This is a genomic window from Rhodoferax sp. U2-2l (assembly GCF_020594515.1).
In the GTDB taxonomy this organism is placed as follows: Bacteria; Pseudomonadota; Gammaproteobacteria; order Burkholderiales; family Burkholderiaceae_C; genus Rhodoferax.
This window is the reverse complement of sequence record NZ_JAJCTH010000012.1, coordinates 11,655-35,743: the sequence shown is the minus strand read 5'-3', so window position 1 is coordinate 35,743 and position 24,089 is coordinate 11,655. Positions and strand designations below refer to the sequence as shown.

The following is a 24,089-nucleotide window of genomic DNA, read 5'->3' as shown; positions in this document are numbered from 1 at the left end:
GCGTTAGTCGACAAATCTGTCGGCTGGTTTTCAACAAAACGTCAGGAGCTTGCCATGCGTCTCACCACCAAAGGCCGTTTTGCGGTTACTGCGATGATTGATCTTGGGCTGCGCCAATCGTCGGGGCCCGTCACGCTTGCAGCCATCAGCCAGCGCCAGCAGATTTCGCTGTCTTACCTTGAGCAGCTGTTTGGCAAGCTGCGCCGCCACGCGTTGGTGGAGTCGACCCGCGGCCCGGGCGGCGGCTACACATTGGCCAAGTCGGCCAACAATATCACCGTTGCCGAAATCATCACCTCGGTCGACGAGCCGATGGATGCAACCCAATGCGCAGGCAAGGGTAATTGCCTGGGCGAAGGCCACCGCTGCATGACGCACGACTTGTGGGACTCGCTCAACGTCAAGATGGTGGAGTTTCTCGATTCGGTCAGCCTGCAAAAGCTGGTGGACGAGCAACTGGCCAAGGGTTTTGAGCTGGAAGAAAAGCCCAATCTCAAGCGCGCCATTGCCAGCATGCCGATCAAGCCGATGCGGGTGAATGCCCCCAACTCGGTATTTGCCCTGGGCAACGCCTTCTCCAAAATCTAAGTTTTCACGTCAACCTGCCAGAGAGTTACCTATGGACAGCACACCGCACTTTCCGATTTACATGGATTACAGCGCCACCAACCCCTGCGACCAGCGGGTGGTGGACGCGATGATCCCCTGGTTGCGCGAGCATTTTGGCAACCCGGCGTCCCGCAGTCACGCCTGGGGCTGGGAGGCTGAAGCCGCTGTCGAGAAAGCCCGTGAGCACGTGGCCGCCTTGATCGGCGCCGACCCGCGCGAGATTGTCTGGACCAGCGGCGCCACCGAGTCCAACAACCTTGCCTTGAAAGGTGCCGCGCACTTTTATCAGTCCAAAGGCAAACACATCATCACCGTCAAAACCGAGCACAAGGCGGTGCTGGACACCTGCCGCGAGCTGGAGCGCCAGGGGTTTGAGGTGACTTACCTGGATGTGCAGGCCGATGGCTTGGTTGATTTGGAGGTGTTCAAAGCCGCCATTCGCCCCGACACCATCCTGGCCAGCGTGATGTATGTCAACAACGAGATTGGCGTGATTCAGGACGTGGCGGCCATCGGCGCCATTTGCCGTGAAAAGGGCGTGATCTTTCATGTGGATGCGGCGCAAGCGACCGGTCGCGTGGCGTTTGACATCAGCAAGATGCCCATTGATTTGATGAGCCTGACATCGCACAAAACCTATGGCCCCAAAGGCATTGGTGCATTGTTTGTGCGCCGCAAGCCACGCATCCGCATTGAGGCGCAAATGCACGGTGGCGGTCATGAGCGCGGCATGCGTTCTGGCACTTTGCCAACGCACCAGTGTGTGGGCATGGGCGAGGCCTACCGCATTGCCAAGGAAGAAATGGGTGAGGAAAACGTCCGCATCCAGGCACTGCATGACCGCATGCTGGCCGGGCTGCAAGATGTAGAGCAGGTGTTCATCAACGGCCACCTCACCCAGCGTGTGCCGCACAACCTCAACATGAGCTTCAACTATGTGGAAGGTGAATCGTTGATCATGGGCATCAAGGGCTTGGCGGTCAGCAGCGGTTCGGCCTGCACTTCGGCCAGCCTGGAGCCCAGCTACGTGCTGCGCGCCTTGGGCCGCAGCGACGAACTGGCCCACAGCAGCCTGCGCATGACGATTGGCCGCTGGACCACCGAGGCTGACATCGACTACGCGGTCGAGACCATCAAGCTCAATGTGGCCAAGCTGCGCGAGTTGAGTCCGCTGTGGGACATGTACAAAGAAGGCATTGATATTTCCACGATCCAGTGGGCAGCACATTAGACAAACACCCCTGTGTCGGCTGGCGCCGCCTCCCCCTCAAGGGGGCGATGCCAGCGGCCCGGCAAAGCCGGTTCCACGGCATCTCTGGCTTAGGCCGCGTTTTTTGAGACAGATTTGAAGGAGAACAACCATGGCATATTCTGAAAAAGTAGTCGACCACTACGAAAACCCCCGCAACGTTGGCTCGTTTGACAAGGGCGACGACTCGGTCGGCACCGGCATGGTGGGCGCACCGGCCTGCGGCGACGTGATGAAGCTGCAGATCAAGGTCAACCCCGAGACCGGCGTGATTGAAGACGCACGCTTCAAGACCTACGGTTGCGGCTCGGCCATTGCGTCCAGCTCCTTGGTCACCGAGTGGGTCAAGGGCAAGACGCTGGAGCAGGCCGCCGCGCTGAAAAATAGCGAGATTGCCGAAGAATTGGCCTTGCCACCTGTCAAAATCCACTGTTCGATTTTGGCGGAAGACGCCATCAAGGCCGCAGTCAACGACTACCGCCAAAAACACACTGACGCATTAACCGCTTAATCTCCATCACCCCGCCCCGGCCTGACCTGGCTGGGGTGGTGCACTGAATCAAAGATCTCAAGACACCATGGCTATAACGCTGACAGACAAGGCGATTGCGCAGCTCGCCCGCTACCTGACCAAACGTGGGCAGGGTGTGGGCGTTCGATTGGGCGTCAAGACCACCGGCTGCTCGGGCATGGCCTACACGCTGGAATATGTGGACAGCGTCGGTGAGGAAGACATGGTGCTTGACTTGCCCGGTGTCAAGGTCATCGTGGACCCCAAGAGTTTTGTGTACCTGGATGGCACCGAACTCGACTATGCGCGCGAAGGGCTCAACGAGGGCTTCAAGTTCAACAATCCGAAGGAGCGAGACCGTTGCGGATGTGGCGAGTCTTTCCGTGTTTGAAGCGACGGTGCGACTCAATTGAAATCCCTCCAATCTGACGATTTTGAGCTGTTTGGGCTGGTGCGGCGCTTTGGCCAGGACCGTACTGCCATCGACGCCCGCTGGAAGGATCTTCAGCGACAGGCCCACCCGGACAAGTTTGCCGACCAGGGCGCTGCCGCCCAGCGGGTGGCCATGCAGTGGTCGGTGCGTATCAACGAGGCTTACCAGCGCCTGAAAGACCCGCTCAAACGCGCAGCCTATCTGTGTGAACTCAACGGCGCCCCGGTCAATGCCGAAAACAACACGGCCATGCCTCCTGCTTTTCTGATGCAACAGATGGCATGGCGTGAAGAACTCGACGAGGCGCAAGGTGCACAAGACCTTGAACGAATCAGCCAGCAGGTGCAACGCGCCAAGCGTGACATGCTAAAAGACATAGAGCGTCTGATTGACGACCAGCAAGCGTTTGACCAGGCTGTGGCCCAAGTGCGCGCACTGATGTTTGTTGAGCGTTTTGAAGACGATGTCAACACCCGACTCGACCAGATTGAAACCTGAGCCTCCGGCCCCACGGGCCCTGTCACCTTTTAAGAACCATGGCGTTACTCCAAATTTCTGAACCAGGCCAGACGCCTGACCCGCACCAGCGCCGCATTGCGGTCGGCATTGACCTGGGGACCACCCATTCACTGGTGGCCTCAGTACGCCACGGCGTGGCTGAATGTCTGCCAGACAGCGAAGGCCGGGTCATCTTGCCCTCGGTCGTGCGTTACCTGCCCGGTGGCGCGCGGCAAATTGGCTGGGACGCGGTGGCGGCGGGGACCGATGACCCGGTCAACACCATTGCCTCGGTCAAGCGGTTCATGGGCCGCGGCCTGAAAGACGTGGCGCTGGCGGGCAAGTTGCCTTACCAGTTTGTGGACCACGCTGGCATGCTGGGCCTGCAAACCGTGCAGGGTGAAAAGTCGCCGGTCGAGGTGAGTGGTGACATCCTGGCCACCTTGCGCTACCGCGCCGAAGACACCTTCAACGACGATTTGTATGGTGCGGTCATCACCGTGCCGGCCTATTTTGATGACGCCCAGCGCCAGGCCACCAAAGATGCCGCGCAACTGGCAGGCATCAACGTGCTGCGCCTGATCAACGAGCCCACCGCGGCAGCCATCGCCTACGGGCTGGACAACGCCAGTGAGGGCGTTTATGCCATCTTCGATTTGGGCGGCGGCACGTTTGACATCTCGATCCTGCGGCTGACACAAGGCGTGTTTGAGGTGGTGGCCACCGGCGGCGACTCGGCCCTGGGTGGCGACGATTACGACCACGCTTTGGCCGACTGGGTGCTGGCACAGGTGGCCGAGCCATCTGCAAGCGCCGTCAACGTGTGCAGCAATTTGGGTGTGGAGCCCCAGTGCGCCGCCAGTTGCGCCAACTACGGCAACGCGACCAGCCGCAGTCCGGCCGACAAAGCCGCCCTCAAAGCCGCAGCCCGGGCCTGCAAAGAAGCGCTCACGGCGGCAGAGTCAGCCACATTTCACGCCGCATTGACGGAAGGTGAAGTCACTTTTAACGTCAAACGTGCGGACTTTGACGCCGCCACGCAGCCGCTTACCACCCGCGCCCTGAGCGCGGTGCGCAAGGCGCTGCGCGATGCCAAGCTGTCGGCTGATGACGTCAAAGGTGTGGTCATGGTCGGCGGCTCCACCCGCATGCCGCACATTCAAAAAGCGGTGGGTGCATTCTTTGGCCAGCCGCCGCTCAACAACCTGAACCCTGACGAGGTGGTGGCGCTCGGCGCTGCCATCCAGGCCAACCAGCTGGCTGGCAACAACCCCGGCGGCGATTTGCTGCTGCTGGACGTGATCCCCTTAAGCCTGGGGGTTGAAACCATGGGTGGCCTGGTCGAGCGCATTGTGCTGCGCAACGAAACCATCCCCACCGCCAAGGCGCAAGACTTCACCACCTATGTGGACGGCCAGACCGCGCTGGCGTTGCACGTGGTGCAGGGCGAGCGCGACCTGGTGAGTGATTGCCGCAGCCTGGCGCGCTTTACCCTGCGCGGTATCCCGCCAATGACCGCTGGTGCGGCGCGCATCCGCGTCACCTTCACCGTGGATGCCGACGGCCTGCTGAGTGTCTCGGCGCTGGAGCAGGTCAGCGGGGTCGAGGCGCACATCACCGTCAAACCCTCTTACGGCCTGGGCGACGAACTCATCACCCGCATGCTGCAAGACAGCTTTACCTCGGCCGAGCGCGACATGTTTGTGCGCGCCGTGGTCGAGGCCCGTGTGGACGCCGACCGTATGATTCTGGCCACCCAAAGCGCGCTGGCGGCTGACGGTGATTTGTTGGATGCAACCCAGCGCGCCGAGATCGAGCAACTCATGCGCCAGGTGCGTGCCGCGTGCGATCTGGAAGACCCGGCCGCCATCGAAGCCATCACCGCGGTGCTGGCCAAAAAAACCGAAGCCTTTGCCGCGTTGCGCATGAACCGCGGCATCCAGCGCGCGTTGTCCGGTAAAAATATCGAAACAATCTAAGGACATTGTGGGTCAGGCCACTTTGCGCGGCCAAAGTGCTCTGACCCCAACAATTTAACTATGCCCACCATCAAAATCCTGCCCCACGCCGAATACTGCCCACAAGGCGCCGAGGTGACTGCTCCGGCCGGCACCTCGATCTGCGAGGCGCTGCTGGAGCACCACATCAACATCGAACACGCCTGCGAGATGAGTTGTGCCTGCACCACCTGCCATGTGATCGTGAAGGAGGGTTTTGACTCTTTGGCGCCGTCTGAGGAAGAAGAAGACGACTTGCTGGACCGCGCCTGGGGCTTGCAACCGCAGTCGCGCCTGAGCTGCCAGGCGATCCTGGCGCAAAAAGACGTGGTGATTGAGATACCCAAGTACTCGATCAACCACGCCAAAGAGAATCACTGAGGGTCTTCGCCGTCGACCTTTCGCGCTTGTTTTAACCCGCAGCGCACGCTGGGCGTCCGACTCCGCGACTGTCCCCCGGCTTGCGGCTGCGCCTTAAGCCTCCTCCTTTGTGTCGCTGCGCCGGACACCCAACGCACGCTGCTAGCCGTTCGCTGTTTTTGGCACCAGCAGATTGGGTGGGCGGTACGCCCTGCGAGTTAGACTCCTTTTTTTGATCCGAACCCATGCGCCAAATTTTCCTCGACACCGAAACCACTGGCCTGTCTGCCGACAACGGCGACCGCATCATCGAAATCGGCTGTGTGGAGATGGTCAACCGCAAACTCACCGGCAACAACCGCCACATCTATGTGAACCCGGGGCGTGACAGCCATGAAGAAGCGCTCAAGGTACACGGCATCACCACCGAGTTCCTCAAGGACAAACCCAAGTTTGAGGAGATTGCCGACGACCTGCTGGCCTACCTGACCGGTGCCGAGGTGATCATCCACAACGCGCCGTTTGACCTGGGTTTTCTGGACATGGAGTTTGGCAAACTCGGCCACCCCAAGGTGCGCGAGATTGTTGCCAGCGTGACCGACACCCTGGTCATGGCCAAGGAGCTGTACCCAGGCAAACGCAATTCACTCGACGCCCTGTGTGACCGCCTGGAGGTCGACAACTCGGGCCGCACCTTGCACGGTGCGCTGCTGGACGCCGAGCTGCTGGCCGACGTGTTCATCAACCTCACGCGCGGGCAAAACGTGTTGCTGATGGACGACAGCTCGGCCAACGAGGCGGCTGGCAACGGCGCCCCGCTGATGGACCTGCGGGTGTTTAACCTACCGGTGTTAAGCGCCAACGAACAGGAACTGGCCGCCCACGAAACCGTGTTAAAACAGATCGACAAGGACAGCAAGGGGAAAACGGTTTGGCGGGTGTTGGAGCCGGTGACGGCGGGGTGATTCGGTTGACCTCGACGCTTTGGTATTGACATCGCCGAATCTGCTTGCTATTTGATGGCCTCGCAATCGCTGGTTGCCAAGTCATATGCGGAGGTTGCTGGTGCAGTGGCCCTATTGTGGTCGTGGTTGAAAAATGACCTGCTTTTCAAAAAAGGGCATTTTGCGAACATGGCAGCTGAAAGCCGCAAAGCCGAATTCCCGGTCAGGCCATCACCTCCGAAAGGAAAAATCATGTTCAGTCAATCCAGTGCCAGGAGCAAACGAATTGTTTGTGCTGCCTTGTTGGCATTCACCGGTTACGCAAATATCGCCTATGCCGCCGATACAGTTGCCCTGAATGGAACATTTTCTGTCGCCCCCAACGCCACCAGCGCAGGCATGGGAACGGTCGAAGCGACTTTGAATACGGGTTCCAATGAGTTGACATGGAAAGTGGTCTACTCAGGTCTCAGTGGTCTTGCTGGAGCGGCCCATTTTCATGGGCCAGCTGAGCCGGGTCAAAATGCAGGTGTTGTCGTAGGATTCAAAGGCAGTGTCGAAAGCCCCATCGTGGGGCAGGCCACTATTACGCCAGAGCAGGCCAACGATCTGTTGAGTGGCAAGTGGTACGTCAATATACATACCAAGGCTTACCCGGGTGGTGAGATTAGGGCCCAAGTCATGCAGGCAAAATGACTACGTTGGGGTTCTTAAGGTGGACGGCATCATGGAAAACCCATGCAATCCCACGAGTTTCAACTTTTAGGACTTGGCGTATGCCGTCATGCGCCCTGCATTTCACCTGACAAAAGCGTCACCACGCCTGGCTTGGCCGCCTTGACCGCCCGGACCAGGGCATGCGCCACATCTTTGGCCAGAATGGCCCGGTAGTTCGCAGGCAGCAAGACCCGCAAGCGGCGCGCCAGCAACAGCCCAAAATCCTCGCCACCACGTTCTGGTTGACCCAGTGCCGCCCTGTTGCCATCCAGCAAGGACGGTCGCGCAAGCACCAGGCATTGCAAGCCCAAGCTGGTCAGTGCAAGCTCCATCTCACCCTTGATGCGGTTATAAAAAACACGAGATTGCGCGTTGGCACCCATGGCGCTGACCACGCCCAATTTTGTTGCACCGGCTGACTTGGCCGCCCTGGCGACTGCCACAACAGCATCCAGGTCGACCGATTTGAACGCTGCCTGACTGCCAGCCACCTTGATGGTGGTACCCAACGCAATAAAGCATTCATCAACCTTGGGTAACGACGGCAACGCAGCAAAATCGACCACAAGAACATGGAGTTTGGGGTGCTTTAGCGCCAGAGGTCGGCGGCTCAGACAGTGAACCACGTCCACCGACTTGTCTGCCAACAGCGCTGCGATGATTTCCCTGCCCACGAGACCGGTAGCGCCGGCCACCAAAACGATCCGCCCATCACCTGTTGGCATATCCACCTCCGTATCCGTACCTAGTTTCAAGAGTACCGCATCACAGCAGCGGATTTCTGAGTGTTGCCACCAATTGCCAAACTGTGCCACCCTTGACCAGCCTCAAGTCTGCCGACCATTGCTCGTCTTGCCTGCCTTCAGGTTACACGGGGGGCTTGATAGAAAAACAAACGTTGGTGCCAAGCCGCGTTTGTTGTTTTAAATATCGCAACTGGGTGAGAAGCAGGCTTGGCAATTCGATGAATCGGCGGCTTCAGGAAACTTCATCAGACTGTGTTCAACGGATGGCGCTGCTCATCCGTCATAATCCCCCCCGCTAGAGGTGCCGCCCGGTTCGGGTGGCTGAGAAATACTCTTAGAACCTGATCTGGGTCGTGCCAGCGTAGGAAAGCGTCAAAAACTTGCTTAGCGTCGTGCGACTTCGGGTCTTTAACCTGTGACGGCCATGACGATTTCTTCCAACGCTTTAACCCCTTCTGACATCTGGGCTGACGTGCTCGCGGTGCGCTCGCAGCGCCCGCTGGTCCACTCCATCACCAACCTGGTGGTGATGAACTACAATGCCAACTTCCTTCTGTCCATGGGCGCCTCACCCGTGATGGCGCACGCGCACGAAGAGGTGCGCGACATGGCGGCCATCGCGCAGGCGCTGGTGCTCAACATCGGCACCTTGGAGCCGTACTGGATCGAGAGCATGCGCCAGGCGCTGGCCATTGCCGCCCAACGTGGCATCAAAACCGTGCTGGACCCTGTTGGTGCGGGGGCTACCAGCTATCGTAACCAGAGCATTGCTGCCTTGCTGGCCCAGGCCAGCCCGTCGGTGATTCGGGGCAATGCGTCCGAGATCATGAGTGTGGCGGGTGTGGCCGTGCAGACGCGCGGGGTGGACAGCGGCGCTGCCGTCAGCGACGCCCTGCAAGCCGCACGCGATCTGGCCGCCAGCACCGGCGGTGTGGTGTGTGTCAGTGGTGAGGTGGACCATGTGTTGGACGCCAGTGACCGCCACGTGAGTCTGTCCAACGGCCATGAGTGGATGACGCGCATCACCGGCGTGGGTTGTTCGGCCACCGCGCTGGTGGGGGCGTTTTGTGCGGTGCAGCCCGATGCCTGGCGCGCCACGGTCTCGGCCATGGCGTACCTGGGCGTGGTGGGGCAGGTGGCCACACAGCAGGTGCAGGCCCAGGGTTTGGGTGTGGGCAGCTTGCAAATTGCTTTGCTGGACCAGTTGCAGTTGATGGATCAGGTGACGTTCGAATCTGTGCTCAAAATGGCCTCTGGCCCAATCAGTGCTTGAGCCATGCACTCTGATTTTGTGAGTGATATGGCGCGTCCGGGCCGCGTGGCGGTGGCCGATCTGGTGCGGCTGTATCTGGTGACCGACCAGCAGGCGCTACGGGGTCGCAACCTGACGGACGTGGTGATGGCGGCGGTGCAGGGCGGCGTCACCTGTGTGCAGCTGCGTGAAAAAACCAGCAACACGCGCGACTTTGTCGCGCTGGCCTGTGCGCTCAACGACTTGCTGACCCCGCTGGGTGTGCCGCTGGTGATCAATGACCGCATTGACGTGGCGCTGGCCTGCGGCGCGCAGGGTGTGCACCTGGGCCAGTCGGACATGCCCGTTGCGTTGGCGCGCCAGTTGCTGCCAGCGCAGGTGTTCATAGGCCTGTCGGTCGAAACGCTGGACGATGTGCACCGCGCTGCCAGCTTGCCGGTGGACTATTTGGGTGTCAGCCCGGTGTTCCCGACCCCCACCAAAACAGACACCGCGCCGCCCTGGGGGCTGGCTGGTTTGTCTGCCGTGCGGGCTGTGACCCAATTGCCACTGGTGGCCATTGGTGGCATCCATCTGAGCAATGCGGCCGAGGTGTTGGCCGCCGGGGCCAACGGGCTGGCGGTGGTCAGTGCGCTGTGTTCAGCGGATGACCCGGCAGCGGCGGCGCGGGCTTTTCGGGCGCTGTTTTGATCTAACAGACAGCGCCCAGGTTTCTCATATCTTGTAAGCCTTTTTAGCCTCTAGCCCTTGTGGCATAAGGACAGTTTGTTATGACGTTTGAACTGAATCAGCGCTACCCGCATGTGTTGTCGATTGCCGGCTCGGACAGCGGCGGCGGCGCGGGCATCCAGGCGGACTTGAAGACTTTTGCCGCCTTGGGCTGTTTTGGCATGACGGCGATCACCGCACTCACCGCACAAAACACCTGTGGGGTGCGCAGCATCCACGGTGTGCCGCCGCAGATTCTGCGTGACCAGATCGACGCGGTGATCGAAGACATTGGCGTGGACGCGGTCAAGATCGGCATGTTGCACGCGCCTGACATTGTGCGCACCGTGGCCCAGGCGATGGACAAACACCAGCCGCCGCATGTGGTGTTTGACCCGGTGATGGTGGCCACCAGCGGCGCGGTGCTGATCGACGCTGAGGCCATCCATGTGCTGGTGGCCGAGCTGTTTGCCCGTGTGGCGCTGATCACTCCCAACCTGGACGAGGCCGGTTTGCTGGTGGGCAAGCCGCTCAGCAACGTGCAAGACATGTTGCCCGCCGCCCAGCTGCTGCTGGGCCAGGGCGCGCGGGCGGTGCTGCTCAAGGGTGGCCATTTGCCGGGTGATGAGGTGGTGGACCTGCTGCTGGCATCGGGCGCCGAGCCAATCTGGATGCACGGCCCACGCATCCACAGCCCCAACACCCACGGCACCGGCTGCACCTTGTCGAGCGCCGTGGCCGCCTATCTGGCCCTGGGCCACACCCTGCCAGACGCGGTGTTACAAGCCAGAGAATTTGTGCGCCAAGCCATGGCAGCCGGTGCCACCGTCAAAACCGGCCAGGGCAGCGGCCCGCTGAACCACGGCTTTGCGCCGGTGGTGATGCGCTTGCTCTGAGGATTTAGACCCAGGCCGCTTGAAACGCGCGCACTGCCGCTTCGGGCTGGTCTGCCGCCACCAGCGCTCGCACCACCCCCACAGACCCGACCCCACACGCCAGCACGGCGCCCAGGCGCGCCAGGTCGATGCCGCCAATGGCCACGGTGGGGTAGTGGCGCAGCAAGCGGCTGTAGACCTGCAAACGCGCCAGACCTTGGGGTGGGGTGGCCATGCGTTTGAGGGTGGTGGCAAACACCGCACCCATCGCGATGTAGCTGGGGCCACATTGGGCAGCGCGCAGCATCTCGGCATAACCGTGGCTGCTCAGGCCCAGACGCAACCCGGCGCGGCGGATGGCGCCCAGGTCGGACTCGCTCAGGCTACTCAGGTCTTCCTGCCCCAGGTGCACACCGTAAGCCCCGGCCTCGATGGCAGCCTGCCAATGGTCGTTGATGAACAGCAGCGCCGGGGTACCGCGCACCGCCTCGACCGCCGCACGCACCTCACGGGTGATGGCCTGGGCATCGTCGGATTTAAAACGCAGTTGCACCGTGGGCACCCCGGCGCGCGCCATTCGACCAACCCAGGCCGCATCGGGCAACACCGCGTACAGGCCCAGCTGCTGTGGACAGGGGGCAAACGCTGCGGCATCTGGCCGGGAGAGCAAGCCAAAGTCGACCGGCTCGGTGGGCCAGTGGTGTGCGTCAAACTGACCGGTGCGCCGCGTTTGTGCTTGCCAGGCGCGGGCTATTGACTGGGCATCGGCCTCGTCAAAATCGAGCGCCAAACTGGCCAAGTGGGCGGCCTGGTAGACCTCGGCGTCTGACTCATTGTTGATAGCTGTTGGCCCCTGATGGATAAGGGTTAGAGGCTCAAAAGCCTTGGAACTCTTGGGGGTGCCAAGTGCCAGCGCGGCATGGGCATTAACTATGGCTTGCGCCAGGTGGCTCACGGTGTGGGTCATGGTGCGGGATGGGTTGGGCTGTGCGTATTCCGTTTCCAAATCATTCGTGTCTAGGCGCGAAGCCGTAGGCAGTGCTGACGCACGACAAGGCGAAGCAACAACGACACGGGTGATTTAGAAATGGAATCAGGTCTGGTGCCAGAACGGTGTGCCCAGCACCGGTGTGCTGGGCTCGGCGGAGGCTTTTTCGGCCATGGTGCCAGCCAGAAAAGCATCGCGCCCGGCCTGGGTGGCGGCGGCAAAGGCACCGGCCATACGCACCGGGTCGTTGGCCAGCGCCACGGCGGTGTTGAGCAAGACGCCGTCAAAGCCCCATTCCATCACCTGCGCCGCGTGCGACGGCCGACCCAGGCCTGCGTCCACAATCATCGGCACCTGCAGGCGTGCGCGCAGAGTCTGCAAGGCGTAGGGGTTGATCGGGCCTTTGCCGGTGCCAATCGGTGCGGCCCAGGGCATCAGCGCCTGGCAACCCACGTCCACCAGCCGCTGGCATAGCACCAGGTCGTCGGTGCAGTAGGGCAGCACCTTGAAGCCGTCGTTGATCAGCTGGCGGGCGGCGTCCACCATGTTCAGCGTGTCGGGCTGCAGCGTGTAGTCGTCACCAATGAGTTCAAGCTTGAGCCAGGGCGTGTTGAAGACCTCACGCGCCATCTGCGCGGTGGTGATCAGCTCGGCCACCGTGTGGCAACCGGCGGTATTGGGCAACACCGGCACACCCAGCTCGGCCAGCAGTTGCCAGAAGCGGTTGGGGCTGTTGCTGCTGTCCAGGTTTTGCCGACGCAGCGAGGCGGTCAACATGGCAGGCTGGGCGCGTTTGACGGCCGCCTGCAAGATGCCGGGTGAGGGGTAACGCGCGGTGCCCAGCATCAGGCGGCTGGCGAAGACCTCGCCGTACAGCACCAGCGGGTCGTTCAGTGGGGTGTCAGGGGACACGTGATCTGTGTTCATGGGTTTAACTGTGTGGGTTCAGCCGCCCACCACCGGGGCGATCAATTCAATCTGGTCACCCTCTTGGAGTGGGGTCTGTGCATACTGGGTGTTGGGCACAAACTGCCGGTTCAGCGCAGCCGCAAAAGGCGGTGTTACCTGGCTGGTCGCCACTGCCTGGGCCAGCGTGGCCCCGGCGGGTAACTCACACGCTTGTTGGTTGAGGAACACCTTCATGGCGCGGCCTCCAGGCAGGCCGAGAGCATCGCGCCGCGACTGTAATCACCCTCTCCCGCCTCGGGAGAGGGCTGGGGTGAGGTGGCACTGGTTTGGACCAAACCGGTTAGCCCCAGGCCTTGTGCCAGGGGCGAGCTGCCGCTGGCCATCAGCTCCAGCACCACATCGTGCATCGCGGGGGCGATCAAATAACCGTGCCGGTACAAGCCGTTGACCTGCAAACAACGTGTGCCGAGCCAGTGCACCGTGGGCAGGTTGTTGGGCAGGGCCGGGCGGCACTGCGCTACCAGCTCCACAATGCGGGCCTCGCCAAAACCGCTGTCCACGGTGTAGGCGGCGCTGAGCAGCTCCAGTGCCGAGCGCAGGCTCATCGGTGAGGTGTCGTCCGACTCGATCTCGGTGGCGCCCACCAGAAAGTAGCCCTCTTGCTTGGGCGCGATGTAGATCGGGTAACGCGGATGGATCAGCCGGGTCGGGCGCGACAAGCGCACCTGGGGCGCGTGCAAGGTGACGATTTCGCCACGCACACCGCGTAACTCAGGCCACTGCGGCTGGGCACCCAGGCCGCGGCAATCGAGCAACCAGTCGGGCTCACCGGCTTGGCCGGGGCAGAAGTCAAGCGGGCCACGCGGGCTGGTCCAGTGCAAGTCCACACCCAGGCGCAGCATCTGAAACAGCAGCGCGTCCATCAGCTGGTGGTTGTCGAGTTGACCTTCACCGGGCAGGTACAGGCCGTGGGCAAACCGGCTGCCCATGCCGGGCTCCAACACCTCCAGCGCGGCGCTGTCCATCGTTTGTGGCTGCGGCAGCTCTGGCAGGCGTGAGCCAGTGGCGGCCAGCAGCTGGCCAAAACGCTGCGCATCCGGCGCGTCCTGGCGGTGCCAGACCACCAGTGTGCCTTCGCGCTGGAAAAACACCGGGGTGTCGAGCGCGGCGATCAGTTCGGGCCAGCGCGTCAAGCTGTGTTGGCCCAGGCGCACCACTTCGTCCTCGGCCACGGCCGACTCGGCCAGTGGCGCCAGCATGGCGGCAGCGGCAAAAGCGGCGGCACCGCGCGAATCTGCCGCGCGTTCTTCAAACACCGTCAGTGTGTGGCCAGCGCGTGCCAGTGAACACGCCAGCAGCCGACCCATCAGGCCGGCACCCAAAATCGTGATGTTCATGCGTGGACCTCACGCAAGGCAGCAGCAGCCGGGCGCGTCAGCCAGGCCAGGGTGAAAGTTATGGCCAGCGTGGGCAGGGCAGAGCCCCATTGCGGCGCGTAATTGGCCAACAGGTGATAACAAGTTATGCCCAGCAGCCACAGGCCAGCGGCCATCCAGTCCACGGCTTTGTTGGATGCGGTCAGGCTGGGTGAACCCAGCGCCAGCCGCCCCAGAATCACCCCATACAGCGGCACAAACACCGAGCTGAGCAACAGCAAAAACGGCTCCAGACTGTGCATCGGCAACACCAGCGCCAGCGCGGTACACAGCACCGCCAGCACCAGGCCCCATTGCCGGATGCTCCAGCTGCCACGCAGGCTTTGGCCCGACACCGAGGCGGAATACACATCGCCATAAGCGTTGTCGATTTCATCCACCAGAATCAGGCTCAACGCCAGCAAACCACCTTGAGCCAGCAGCAGCGCGGTGACCAGGTCGGTGCCCGGCTGCGCCACACTCACCACCATCACCCCCAAGGCGTAACACCAGATATTGGCCAGCGCGTAACCGAGCCAGGTGCCACTCATCGCGCTGCGGCCGTTTTTGCCGTGGCGCGCGTAGTCGGCCACCAGCGGCAACCAGGACACCGGCATGGCGATCACCAGATCCATCGCCGACAACATGCCCATGCTGCCGTCCCCCTGGCGTGCCCAGAAAGCAGCGAGCCCTTGGGCCTGCAACTGGCTGCCAAACTGCCAGCTCAGCCACAGCAGGGAGGCAATCACCAGCGGCAGAGCGATGCGGCTGATGAGTTGGCGCACCAGCCGGGTCATGGACCCCACCAGCAGCGCCACCAGCACCGCACCCCAGAGCAGGGTGCTGACAAGCAGGCCGCTGGTGCCACCCAGGTCCAGCCCGAAAGATTGCAGGGTGATCGCACGGGTGCCGTCGCGCATGATCACCAGCTCAAAGGTGGTCCAGCCGACCAGTTGCACCATGTTCAAAAGCACCGGCAGACGCGCAAAGTGGCTGCCAAAGCTGGCGTGCATCAGCCCGGCGCTAGACAGGCCGGTGGTGCAGCCCAGCCGTGCGGTCCAGGCCAGCAGGCCGGCGCCGACCAGGGAGCCCAGCACAATGGCCACCGCCGCGTCGCGGCTGCCCACGGCGGGCACCAGGTAGGCGCCAATCTGCATCACCAGCAGGCCCACACCCAGGCTGAACCACAGGGCAGTGTGGTCGCGCCAGCTGAAAACCCGCTCGCTGGCGGCGATGGGTGAGAGCGCCGAATTTGACGCCGGGTTGGGTGAAATAGGTTTGTTTGCCATCCGTTTGCTCCATGCAAAAAGTTGGCAGGTCAGCGTCGATCGTGACGGGTAAACGTTGTCTGAGAAGGCGGCAACCCCCGTGCTTGGACCAGCTTCCCTGCGCGAGGATTACCTCAATCAGGTTCAAAGGGACTCTCTCAGTCGGCCCACAGCGTGTACTGCGGGCCAACACCCCTAGCGTGTGCGCCATGTGACTGGCGCGAGGCGGATTCTAGCCTGCGTGACCAAACACTTGGCTGACATCCCATGTTGGATGCCAAATTGTCTTCTAGCCCATATGTTATATGGGTAGATAGCTATTAAAAGTGATAAATCTGGCCAACCGCCGCTGCGTTGGCCCCAGGGTGTTGGGCATCAAGCTGGGTGGTGCCCGGCCCGTTCTCAGGGCGCTGGCAAAACCCCAAGCCGCTGCTGCAACAGCGCGCTGCTGGTGGTGTATTGCAACACCGTCGAGGCTTCCGGGTGGACCAGCGCGGCCGCTCCAAACGCGGCCAAGGTAGCCTCATGGAAACCGCAGACGATCAGCTTCTTTTTGCCGGGGTAGGTGATCACATCTCCCACCGCAAAAATCCCCGGTGCGCTGGTGGCAAAGGTGGCGGTGTCCACGGTGAGCTGTTTGCGCTCCATGGCCAGACCCCACTGCGCCACCGGGCCGAGCTTGGGGCTGATGCCCTGGAACACCAGCAACAGGTCCAGCGGCAGGTTCAGGGCCTGGTCTTCTGGGGTGCTGACCGTCACACCGGTCAATCGCTGGTGGTCAGTCTGGATACCGGTGACTTGCCCGGCTTGAAAGTGGATGCGCCCCGCGTCGCGTAATGCGGCAAATTCAGCCAGGGCGGCTTCGCTGGCCTGCAAGACCTCACGCCGGTAGACCAGGGTGATGCTACGGATCTGGCCACCTTGGGCCAAGCGGATAGCCTGGGCCACGGCCTTGTCTTCACCACCCACCACCACGATGTGTTGGCCACTGACCAGCTCGGGCGGCGGTGTTTTGTAAAACAGCTGCTGGCCCAGAAACGCGCCCAGGCCGTCGAGCTTGAGTTCTTTGGGCACAAACGCACCCACGCCAGCTGCCACCACCACGGTGCGCGCCAGGAACTGTTGACAAGGCTGGTGGTTGCGCTCAGTGCTGATCAACCATCGGCCGTCGGCCTGCAACTCCAAGGTGCTGACCATCTGGTCCCCGTGAAAACCGGGTGAAAACGGGGCGATTTGCCGCAGCAGGTTCTGCGTCAGCTCACGCCCGCTGCACACCGGCACACCGGGAATGTCGTAAATGGGTTTGTCAGGGTACAGCGCGGCGCACTGGCCACCGGGCTCGTCCAGCACATCCACCACCTGGGCTGCCAAACCTTGCAGGCCCAATTGAAAGACCGTGAATAAACCGACCGGCCCGGCCCCGATGACCAGTGCGTCGGTTTCAATCACGGTGGTGTGTCAAGGGAAGCGGGTCAGCGTTGCAGGTGCGGCAGCTTGTCGGTGCGGTCTTTCCACTCTTCGGCTTCCGGCAGCGGCGACTTGCGCTTGGTGATGGTTTTCCAGCTGGGCAGCAAGGCCAGCTCAGCGTTGATCTGGGTCATGTGGCGCTGGTTTTTCGGCACATCTTCTTCTGCATAGATGGCGTTCACCGGGCACTCGGGGATGCACACAGCGCAGTCAATGCACTCATCGGGGTCGATGGTCAAGAAATTCGGGCCTTCGCGGAAACAGTCCACGGGGCAAACGTCAACGCAATCGGTGTACTTGCACTTGATACAGGCTTCGGTGACGACATGGGTCATGTTGAGTGATCTACGGTTGGATTGGAAAGGCGCGATTTTAAATGCTTGCGAGACGCAGGCCGCGAGGATAGAAGATCGGCCTTGCAGTCGCATTGATGTGCGTCAATTCACGCTGCGGCGCACAGGATGTTGACGGTCCATCTTGCCCACCGTCACCCGGTCGAAGGCGTAAGACCGTGTCGGTAGAAGGGTTTTCCTGAGGCACAATTTGCGCGGCTGATACCAAGCTATCGGCACTTTTTCCTCCTTTTTTGACCTATCAGGAACCACCATGAGCCAGCAGACCAAGTTTTTACTCAACGAAGACCAGATGCCCAAGGCCTGGTACAACCTGCAGGCCGACTTTCCCCAGCCACTGCCGGCGGTGCTGCACCCCGGCACCATGCAACCCGTGGGGCCGGACGACCTGGCGCCGCTGTTTCCGATGTCGCTGATCCAGCAAGAGGTGACCACCGAGCGCGAGGTGGAGATTCCCGAGCCGGTGCGCGACGTCTACCGCCTGTGGCGCCCGGCGCCGCTGTACCGCGCCCATGGCCTGGAAAAAGCCCTGGGCACCTGCGCCAAGATTTATTACAAGTACGAAGGCGTCAGCCCCGCGGGCAGCCACAAGCCCAACACCGCCGTGCCACAGGCGTTTTTCAACAAGCAAGCCGGTGTCAAACGTTTGGTGACCGAAACCGGCGCCGGCCAGTGGGGCACCTCACTGGCCTTTGCGGGCGCGCACTACGGGCTGGAGGTGGAGGTGTTCCAGGTGCGCGTGTCGTATGACCAAAAACCGTACCGCCGCGCCATGATGGAAACCTATGGCGCGCGCTGCGTGGCCTCACCGTCGAACGAAACGGTCTATGGCCGTTCGGTATTGGCCAAACACCCCGATCACCGTGGCAGCCTGGGCATTGCGATCTCTGAAGCGGTGGAGCTGGCCGTGCAGCGCGATGACACCAAATACGCGCTGGGCTCGGTGCTGAATCATGTGATGCTGCACCAGACCATCATCGGGCTGGAGTCCATGCAACAGATGGCCATGGCCGACACTTGGCCGGATGTGGTGGTGGGCTGCACGGGGGGCGGCTCCAACTTTGCCGGGATGGCTTTCCCGTTCATTGGCCACGGCCTGCGTGGCGGGCCCAAGCCACGCATCGTGGCGGTGGAACCGGCCGCCTGCCCGTCGCTGACGCGCGGCAAATACGCCTACGACTTTGGCGACACCGCGGGCATGACACCGCTGACCAAAATGCACACGCTGGGCGCCCAGTTCACACCGCCGGGTTTTCACGCCGGTGGCCTGCGTTACCACGGTATGGCGCCCATGGTGTCACACGCCAAGGAGCTGGGTTTGCTCGAAGCCGTGGCCTACGACCAGGTGGCGTGTTTTGCGGCAGGTGTGTTGTTTGCCCGGGCTGAAGGCATCGTGCCCGCGCCGGAAGCCAACCACGCCGTCAAAGGGGCGATTGAAGAAGCCTTGCGCTGCAAACGCGAGGGCAAGGCCGAGACCATTTTGTTCAACCTCTCGGGCCATGGCCACTTTGACATGGCGTCCTACCAAAAGTACTTTGCCGGTGAGTTGACCGACGAGACGTACGACGAAGCCGAGTTGGCGATGGCCTTGTCGGGCTTGCCCAGCGTGCCCGAGCCCGTTTAAGCCTGCATCAGTTCCAGCAGCCGGTCGAGCCCGCCGGACTCGATGGAGACCTTGGCCTGTTCCCGCACGGCGGGTTTGGCGTGGTAAGCCACGGAGAGGCCGGCCACACCCATCATCGGCAGGTCGTTGGCACCGTCGCCCATGGCAATCGCCTGGCTGGGGTCGATCCCGAGTTGGGCGCAGGTGTGCAACAGCATGGTCCGTTTCTCGGCGCCGTCGCAGATGTCACCCCAGGCCTGGTCCACCATGTGACCGGTGAGGGCGCCATCGGCCACCTCCAACTGGTTGGCCCGTGTGAAGTCGATGCCCAAGCGGTCGCGGATGCGGTCGGTGAAGTGGGTGAAGCCGCCTGAGACCAGCAGCACCTTGAGCCCGGCCTGTTTGCAGGCGGCCACCAGCTCGGCAGCACCGGGGTTCAGGCGCAAGCGCTCGTGGTAGATCTGGTCCATCTGCGCCAGCGTCACCCCTTGGAGCAGGGCCACGCGTTGGCGCAGGCTCTCTTTGTAGTCGCTGATGTGGCCTTGCATCGCGGCCTCGGTGATCGCGGCCACCTCGGCCTTGCGACCCACCGCGTCGGCAATTTCGTCAACACACTCGATGTTGATCAGGGTCGAGTCCATGTCAAAAGCAATGAGCTTGTAGTCGGACAGGCGCAGCGGCGGTGTGATACCTGCGATGCGCAGGCCGGGAGCAAATTCGGTGGAGGTCATGAAATGGAAAATACTATGAATAAAGTAGCTAACAGCGCCGTGTATCAAAGGGCTAGGTGCCGATTTTCCTTGAAAAAATGCAGCGTCGTGTGTGTCACGGCTTTTTCAGGTAGAGCCGGTCCGACCAAGTGGCCAGCCAATCGGGTTTGTAAGCGACCAGGATCGCGGTGGCCAGGCCGGTCAAAAACGCGTCACCCCAGGCGATGAGCCAGTGTGCCACCAGGCTCAGGTCATCATCCACACCCGGCAGGTTGTGACCGGCCCACTGGCCCAGCACACCGGCGGCAAACACACACACCACCGTGCCCAGAAAAGCGCGGCCCAGAATGTAGACAAACAGGTGGTGCCCGACCCAGCGGCGCACGGCCAGGCCCAGCCCCAAGGCCAGCGTGGCGGGCACCAGGCCGAGCCAGACCGTCAGGTCCAACGCGGTGTCCCAGCCCATCGGTGAGATCAGCGCGGCTAGCACACCCACACCACACAAGACCGGCACCGCCAGTGGCCAACCGAGCATCAGCACCAGCAGGCAGGCGCCCGAGCCCTGCAACTGCAGCGGCATCTGGTGCAGGCTGGGCAGGGCCCACAACCAGGGCAGCAGGGTGAGAGCCGCGAGCATTGGTGTCAACCGGGTGGCGCCTTTCAGCAACTGCCATGGGCGCAGCAGCAGCGCAACGCTCAGGCACAGTAGCAACACAACAAGGTTGATGGACAAGGCCGACATACTACTGAAGTTGTAGCGACTTGGGCTTATTGAATAAGGGCTGGAGCCACATTTGTTATCAGGCTTTGGGTGCGAGTTTCGCTCGCAGGTGTCGCGCCTGCAGTGGCCCCTTGGCGTCAAAACCCTGTTCGGTGAAGTCGACGTGGTCACCACTCAGACGCACCACACTGCTGGCGCGCGTGCCGTAGTCTGGCAAGGCCACAAAGACGGCGGACAGGGCGCGCTCCAGCGGCAGCGGTACGCCGGTGGTGGGCAAATCGGCATCGGCGGCGATGCGCCGGTCCTGCAACAGCGCCAGCAACTCGGTATCACTGTGCTGACCCTGACTGAGCTGCTGTTGCAGGCCCTTGGTCAAACCATTCAGCTTGGGCCAGGGCGTCTGAAAATCGGCGTTGGACACCGCGCCCATACCTTCGGACAGGGCCAGCACCCGCGCGTGGCGGCTCTCCAGCCCCATCAAATGGTTGCCGTCGTAGACCAGCAAGTTGAACGGGTTGTAGTTGTTGGCCTGTGAACGCAGTTCGCTCAGATAAGCCTCGGCGCTGAGATCACTGCGCAAAAAAGCGCTGACCAGTTCACCCCGTGAGGGGGCCTCAAAGCGTTGTTGGGTCGGGTCACGGTGGTTGGTCAGCGCTGCCAGACGCCCCGTGCGGCTGACCCCGAGCCAGGTGCCACCGGCTTGCAAATCACGCCCGGCCAGGATGTCGGCCTCGGCCCACGCATGCAGGGGCGCAGTGGGGCGGGCGTAAAACTCGTCGCGGTTGGCCACCAGCAGCAGCCGCTGCGTGCTGCCGGGTTGCCAGTGCCAGGCGATCAGGCACATCGTGGGTGGGCTACAGGAACCGGTCCAGGATCTTGCGGCTGCCGCGGCTCAACGTGGTCGCATCCCGAATCAGGAACTGGATGCCGTGGGAGTCTGTCACCAGCAGGATGGTTGGGCCGACGCGGCGGATGTCTTCGTCACCGCGCAACACAAAACTGGTGTCGCCCCGGTCGGTTGTCACCTGCCAGGTGCAAGGGGTGGAGAAGCTGGTGACGCTCTCGATGCTCAGGATGCTCGGCATGAATTCGCGGGTCTGCAACTCTTCGCGGATCAGGCTTTGCGCGGGTTCATGCAAGGCGGCCAGGTCGTCCACCCAGGCCACTTCATGGCCGTCGGTGTGGACCAGCGAGATACCGTTCTCGGGCGACTGGATCGGGAACGCGCGAACCGGCACCACGCCTTCCACCTCGTCGCCCTGCGGTGTGGTCAAGACGAGGCGGCCAAACGGGTTGCGCATCAAAGTGAAAGAGGTCGGGGTCATGGCGGTGGGGGTGGTCATTGGTCGTCCCTGCGGCGGTCTTTCTCGTCGTCCATGTCCACATCCATGTTGCGCGCCTGCGCCTGGTACAGGTTGTAGTAGGCGCCCTCGGCGGCCATCAGCGCGTCGTGGGTGCCCACTTCCACAATCTTGCCGCGGTCCATCACCACCAGCCGGTCGGCGCGGTGCAGGGTCGAGAGCCGGTGGGCGATGGCGATGGTGGTGCGGCCTTTGACCAGGTTTTCCAGCGCGTTCTGGATTTCTTTTTCGGTCTCGGAGTCCACCGACGAGGTGGCTTCGTCCAGGATCAAAATGCGCGGGTCGATCAGCAAGGCGCGGGCAATCGAGATGCGCTGGCGTTCACCACCTGAGAGGCCCTGGCCACGTTCCCCCACCATCGAGTCGTAACCTTGTGGCAGCCGCAGGATGAATTCATGCGCGTGGGCGGCGCGTGCGGCGGCAATGATCTCGGCCCGCGTGGCATGGGGTTTGCCGTAGGCGATGTTCTCGGCAATGGTGCCAAAAAACAGGAACGGCTCCTGCAGCACCAGCCCGATGTGGCGGCGGTAGTCGGCCACCGGCAAGGCGCGCACGTCCACACCGTCGACCTTGATCGAGCCTTCAGACACGTCGTAAAACCGGCAGATCAGGTTGACCAGCGTGCTTTTGCCCGAGCCGCTGTGGCCCACCAGGCCAATCATTTCGCCAGGCTGGATGGTGAAGTTGATGCCCTTGTTGACCTCGCGGTTGCCATAACGGAAGCTCACATCGGTGAGGTCAATACGGCCCTCGACCCGCGCCAGCTTCACCGGTTGGGTGGGTTCCGGCACGCTGGAGACGTGGTCCAGGATGTCAAAAATGCGTTTGGCCGCTGAAGCCGACTTTTCGGTGACCGAGACAATCCGGCTCATCGAATCGAGCCGCCCGTAAAAGCGGCTGATGTAGGAGATGAAGGCCATCAGCACACCGACGGTGATCTCGGATTGGGACACCAGCCAGATGCCAAAGCCCCACACCACCAGCAAGCCCAGCTCGGTCATCAGTGAAATGCTGGGCGCAAACACCGACCAGATCTTGTTGATCTTGTCGTTCACCGCCAGGTTTTGTTTGTTGGCCTCCTTGAAGCGGGCTGATTCGCGGTCTTCCTGGGCAAAGGCCTTGACCACGCGCACGCCAGGAATGGTGTCCGCCAGCACACTGGTCACGGCGGACCAGACCCGGTCAATCTTCTCGAAACCGGTTTGCAGCCGGAAGCGCACCGAGCGGATCATCCACACAATGAACGGCAGCGGCACCAGCGTCACCAGCGCCAGCATCGGGTTGATCGAGACCAGAATCACCGCCGTCATCACCAGCATCAGCACATCCGAGGCAAAGTCCAGCAGGTGCAGCGACAAAAACACGCAGATGCGGTCGCTCTCACTGCCAATGCGCGACATCAAATCGCCGGTGCGTTTGCCGCCAAAGTACTCCAGCGACATACGCAGCAAATGGTCGTAGGTGGTGGTGCGCAGGTCGGCGCCAATCCGCTCTGACACCAGCGCCAGGATATAGGTCTTGGCCCACGACAAGCCCCAGGCCAACAGCGCTGCGCCAAACAGTCCGGCCAGGTAACCGGCCACCAGCATCGGGTCGATGTGTTGGCCGTTCTGGAACGGGATCAGCACCTCGTCCATCAGCGGCATGGCCAGATACGGCGGCACCAGACTGGCGGCGGTGCCCAGCAGGGTGAGCACCAGGCCGGCGAGCAACTGGCCTTTGTAGGGTTTGGCAAAACGCCACAGCCGCAGCAGCGTCCAGGTGGACGGCGGGGTGTGGATGACCTTGGTGCAGATCGGGCACTCGTCTTCGTCCGGTGCCAGCGGGGCCTTGCAACTCGGGCAGCGGTGACCTTCTGGCACCACGGGTGGTGCCCCGGACTCGAAACTGGTCTGGTAAATCTGGAACTGGTCCACCAGCCGGGTGGCGTGCAGGTTGTGCGTGAGGGTGAAGCGCCAGACGGCCAGACGCGCGTGGGCGTCCATCAACTCCAGATGGCCAACGCCCGCGTGGTCGTGCAGCTTCAGGGCAAGACCACGGCGGTAGGGCCAGCTTTGCCACGTGCCGTCTGGCGCACGGCTCAGCAGGCGCTGGTTGGTCAGCAGGACCAAGGCCTGGACAAAATGCAGTTTGTCGTCGAGATCAGCCACCAGAGAGGCCAAAGCGCTCTCATGATTTTGAAGTTGCGCCGCGGCCTCGGCGCGCAGCGCGGGGGGGAGGTCGTGCAGCGCAGGATCGGGGGCAAGCAAGTCTGGGGTCATGGAGGCCAATGTTGGGACGATGGGGCGGCTGCCGTGGTTGACAAAATATTTATGCTTTTGCTGCTCAAACAGGGGCCGTTGTTAACCAAAAGAACTGAAAATCCGGCACCGATACGTAACGGGTGACCTAATAA

26 protein-coding genes and 2 riboswitches are annotated in these 24,089 nt (G+C 62.1%); of the genes, 13 read left to right on the top strand and 13 right to left on the bottom strand.

Annotated elements, in window-relative coordinates; translation table 11 throughout:
* Nucleotides 1-54 precede the first annotated feature (54 nt).
* The 9 genes from LHU53_RS11855 to LHU53_RS11815 all read left to right on the top strand — a co-directional run bounded on the left by LHU53_RS11855 (nucleotide 55) and on the right by LHU53_RS11815 (nucleotide 7,297).
* Nucleotides 55-588 carry a Fe-S cluster assembly transcription factor gene (locus LHU53_RS11855; protein WP_227332866.1) on the top strand — a complete coding sequence of 178 codons (534 nt, stop codon included), beginning with the start codon at nucleotides 55-57 and terminating at the stop codon, nucleotides 586-588.
* 31 nt (nucleotides 589-619) lie between these two features.
* Nucleotides 620-1,840, top strand: a complete 1,221-nt coding sequence (locus LHU53_RS11850; protein ID WP_227332865.1) for an IscS subfamily cysteine desulfurase — start codon at nucleotides 620-622, stop codon at nucleotides 1,838-1,840.
* 130 nt (nucleotides 1,841-1,970) lie between these two features.
* Nucleotides 1,971-2,369 (top strand): Fe-S cluster assembly scaffold IscU, encoded by a 399-nt coding sequence (iscU, locus tag LHU53_RS11845; RefSeq protein ID WP_227332864.1) that lies wholly within the window; start codon nucleotides 1,971-1,973, stop codon nucleotides 2,367-2,369.
* A gap of 67 nt (nucleotides 2,370-2,436) precedes the next feature.
* A complete protein-coding gene (gene iscA / locus LHU53_RS11840) occupies nucleotides 2,437-2,760 on the top strand; it encodes an iron-sulfur cluster assembly protein IscA (protein WP_227332863.1) in 324 nt (107 codons plus the stop codon).
* Nucleotides 2,761-2,778: 18 nt separating this feature from the next.
* A complete protein-coding gene (gene hscB / locus LHU53_RS11835) occupies nucleotides 2,779-3,300 on the top strand; it encodes a Fe-S protein assembly co-chaperone HscB (protein WP_227332862.1) in 522 nt (173 codons plus the stop codon).
* Nucleotides 3,301-3,338: 38 nt separating this feature from the next.
* Nucleotides 3,339-5,279: a Fe-S protein assembly chaperone HscA gene (gene hscA / locus LHU53_RS11830; protein WP_227332861.1), complete on the top strand. Its 1,941-nt coding sequence runs from the start codon at nucleotides 3,339-3,341 to the stop codon at nucleotides 5,277-5,279.
* Nucleotides 5,280-5,339: 60 nt separating this feature from the next.
* Nucleotides 5,340-5,678, top strand: coding sequence for an ISC system 2Fe-2S type ferredoxin (fdx, locus tag LHU53_RS11825; RefSeq protein ID WP_227332860.1), 339 nt, complete (start codon nucleotides 5,340-5,342; stop codon nucleotides 5,676-5,678).
* A gap of 224 nt (nucleotides 5,679-5,902) precedes the next feature.
* Nucleotides 5,903-6,622: a DNA polymerase III subunit epsilon gene (gene dnaQ / locus LHU53_RS11820; protein ID WP_227332859.1), complete on the top strand. Its 720-nt coding sequence runs from the start codon at nucleotides 5,903-5,905 to the stop codon at nucleotides 6,620-6,622.
* Nucleotides 6,623-6,676: 54 nt separating this feature from the next.
* On the top strand, nucleotides 6,677-7,297 hold the full coding sequence (locus LHU53_RS11815; RefSeq protein ID WP_370632284.1) for a CHRD domain-containing protein: 621 nt from the start codon (nucleotides 6,677-6,679) through the stop codon (nucleotides 7,295-7,297).
* Nucleotides 7,298-7,383: 86 nt separating this feature from the next.
* Here LHU53_RS11815 and LHU53_RS11810 read toward each other — a convergent pair whose 3' ends face one another.
* Nucleotides 7,384-8,133: an NAD(P)H-binding protein gene (locus LHU53_RS11810; protein WP_370632283.1), complete on the bottom strand. Its 750-nt coding sequence runs from the start codon at nucleotides 8,131-8,133 to the stop codon at nucleotides 7,384-7,386.
* A gap of 218 nt (nucleotides 8,134-8,351) precedes the next feature.
* Nucleotides 8,352-8,449: riboswitch (TPP riboswitch) on the top strand.
* 39 nt (nucleotides 8,450-8,488) lie between these two features.
* Between LHU53_RS11810 and thiM the strand changes: the two genes are divergently transcribed.
* The 3 genes from thiM to thiD all read left to right on the top strand — a co-directional run bounded on the left by thiM (nucleotide 8,489) and on the right by thiD (nucleotide 10,920).
* A complete protein-coding gene (gene thiM, locus LHU53_RS11805; RefSeq protein ID WP_227332858.1) occupies nucleotides 8,489-9,337 on the top strand; it encodes a hydroxyethylthiazole kinase in 849 nt (282 codons plus the stop codon).
* 3 nt (nucleotides 9,338-9,340) lie between these two features.
* The gene (gene thiE / locus LHU53_RS11800; protein WP_227332857.1) at nucleotides 9,341-10,006 is read left to right on the top strand and encodes a thiamine phosphate synthase; all 666 of its coding nucleotides are present in this window, start codon (nucleotides 9,341-9,343) and stop codon (nucleotides 10,004-10,006) included.
* An 80-nt stretch (nucleotides 10,007-10,086) separates the two neighbouring features.
* Nucleotides 10,087-10,920 carry a bifunctional hydroxymethylpyrimidine kinase/phosphomethylpyrimidine kinase gene (thiD, locus tag LHU53_RS11795; protein WP_227332856.1) on the top strand — a complete coding sequence of 278 codons (834 nt, stop codon included), beginning with the start codon at nucleotides 10,087-10,089 and terminating at the stop codon, nucleotides 10,918-10,920.
* Between the two features lie 4 nt (nucleotides 10,921-10,924).
* Here the strand turns inward: thiD and LHU53_RS11790 are convergent, their stop codons facing one another.
* The 7 genes from LHU53_RS11790 to fdxA all read right to left on the bottom strand — a co-directional run bounded on the left by LHU53_RS11790 (nucleotide 10,925) and on the right by fdxA (nucleotide 17,281).
* Entirely contained in the window at nucleotides 10,925-11,866 is a 942-nt protein-coding gene (locus LHU53_RS11790) for a thiamine phosphate synthase (protein ID WP_227332855.1), read from the bottom strand.
* A gap of 126 nt (nucleotides 11,867-11,992) precedes the next feature.
* Complete coding sequence (locus LHU53_RS11785) at nucleotides 11,993-12,814, bottom strand: thiazole synthase (protein WP_227332854.1); 822 nt, start codon at nucleotides 12,812-12,814, stop codon at nucleotides 11,993-11,995.
* A gap of 18 nt (nucleotides 12,815-12,832) precedes the next feature.
* Nucleotides 12,833-13,030, bottom strand: coding sequence for a sulfur carrier protein ThiS (gene thiS, locus LHU53_RS11780; protein WP_227332853.1), 198 nt, complete (start codon nucleotides 13,028-13,030; stop codon nucleotides 12,833-12,835).
* Entirely contained in the window at nucleotides 13,027-14,193 is a 1,167-nt protein-coding gene (locus LHU53_RS11775) for an FAD-dependent oxidoreductase (RefSeq protein WP_227332852.1), read from the bottom strand. The genes thiS and LHU53_RS11775 overlap by 4 nt, the downstream gene beginning before the upstream one ends.
* Entirely contained in the window at nucleotides 14,190-15,500 is a 1,311-nt protein-coding gene (locus LHU53_RS11770; RefSeq protein ID WP_227332851.1) for a cytosine permease, read from the bottom strand. Before LHU53_RS11770 ends, LHU53_RS11775 begins: the two co-directional genes overlap by 4 nt.
* Nucleotides 15,501-15,577: 77 nt before the next feature.
* A riboswitch (TPP riboswitch) is annotated at nucleotides 15,578-15,686 on the bottom strand.
* A gap of 195 nt (nucleotides 15,687-15,881) precedes the next feature.
* Complete coding sequence (locus LHU53_RS11765; protein WP_227332850.1) at nucleotides 15,882-16,928, bottom strand: NAD(P)/FAD-dependent oxidoreductase; 1,047 nt, start codon at nucleotides 16,926-16,928, stop codon at nucleotides 15,882-15,884.
* A 23-nt stretch (nucleotides 16,929-16,951) separates the two neighbouring features.
* Complete coding sequence (gene fdxA, locus LHU53_RS11760) at nucleotides 16,952-17,281, bottom strand: ferredoxin FdxA (RefSeq protein ID WP_227332849.1); 330 nt, start codon at nucleotides 17,279-17,281, stop codon at nucleotides 16,952-16,954.
* Nucleotides 17,282-17,552: 271 nt separating this feature from the next.
* Here fdxA and LHU53_RS11755 point away from each other — a divergent pair, with 271 nt between their 5' ends.
* A complete protein-coding gene (locus tag LHU53_RS11755; protein WP_227332848.1) occupies nucleotides 17,553-18,923 on the top strand; it encodes a TrpB-like pyridoxal phosphate-dependent enzyme in 1,371 nt (456 codons plus the stop codon).
* Here the strand turns inward: LHU53_RS11755 and serB are convergent.
* The 5 genes from serB to LHU53_RS11730 all read right to left on the bottom strand — a co-directional run bounded on the left by serB (nucleotide 18,920) and on the right by LHU53_RS11730 (nucleotide 23,955).
* A complete protein-coding gene (gene serB / locus LHU53_RS11750; protein WP_227332847.1) occupies nucleotides 18,920-19,633 on the bottom strand; it encodes a phosphoserine phosphatase SerB in 714 nt (237 codons plus the stop codon). The two genes, LHU53_RS11755 and serB, sit on opposite strands and share 4 nt — an antisense overlap.
* Nucleotides 19,634-19,727: 94 nt before the next feature.
* Nucleotides 19,728-20,345, bottom strand: coding sequence for an energy-coupling factor ABC transporter permease (locus tag LHU53_RS11745; protein WP_370632282.1), 618 nt, complete (start codon nucleotides 20,343-20,345; stop codon nucleotides 19,728-19,730).
* Nucleotides 20,346-20,412: 67 nt separating this feature from the next.
* Complete coding sequence (locus LHU53_RS11740; protein WP_227332845.1) at nucleotides 20,413-21,177, bottom strand: NRDE family protein; 765 nt, start codon at nucleotides 21,175-21,177, stop codon at nucleotides 20,413-20,415.
* Between the two features lie 10 nt (nucleotides 21,178-21,187).
* Nucleotides 21,188-21,676: a DUF1854 domain-containing protein gene (locus tag LHU53_RS11735; RefSeq protein ID WP_227332844.1), complete on the bottom strand. Its 489-nt coding sequence runs from the start codon at nucleotides 21,674-21,676 to the stop codon at nucleotides 21,188-21,190.
* Nucleotides 21,673-23,955 (bottom strand): ABC transporter ATP-binding protein, encoded by a 2,283-nt coding sequence (locus tag LHU53_RS11730; RefSeq protein ID WP_227332843.1) that lies wholly within the window; start codon nucleotides 23,953-23,955, stop codon nucleotides 21,673-21,675. Before LHU53_RS11730 ends, LHU53_RS11735 begins: the two co-directional genes overlap by 4 nt.
* Between the last annotated feature and the right edge of the window lie 134 nt (nucleotides 23,956-24,089).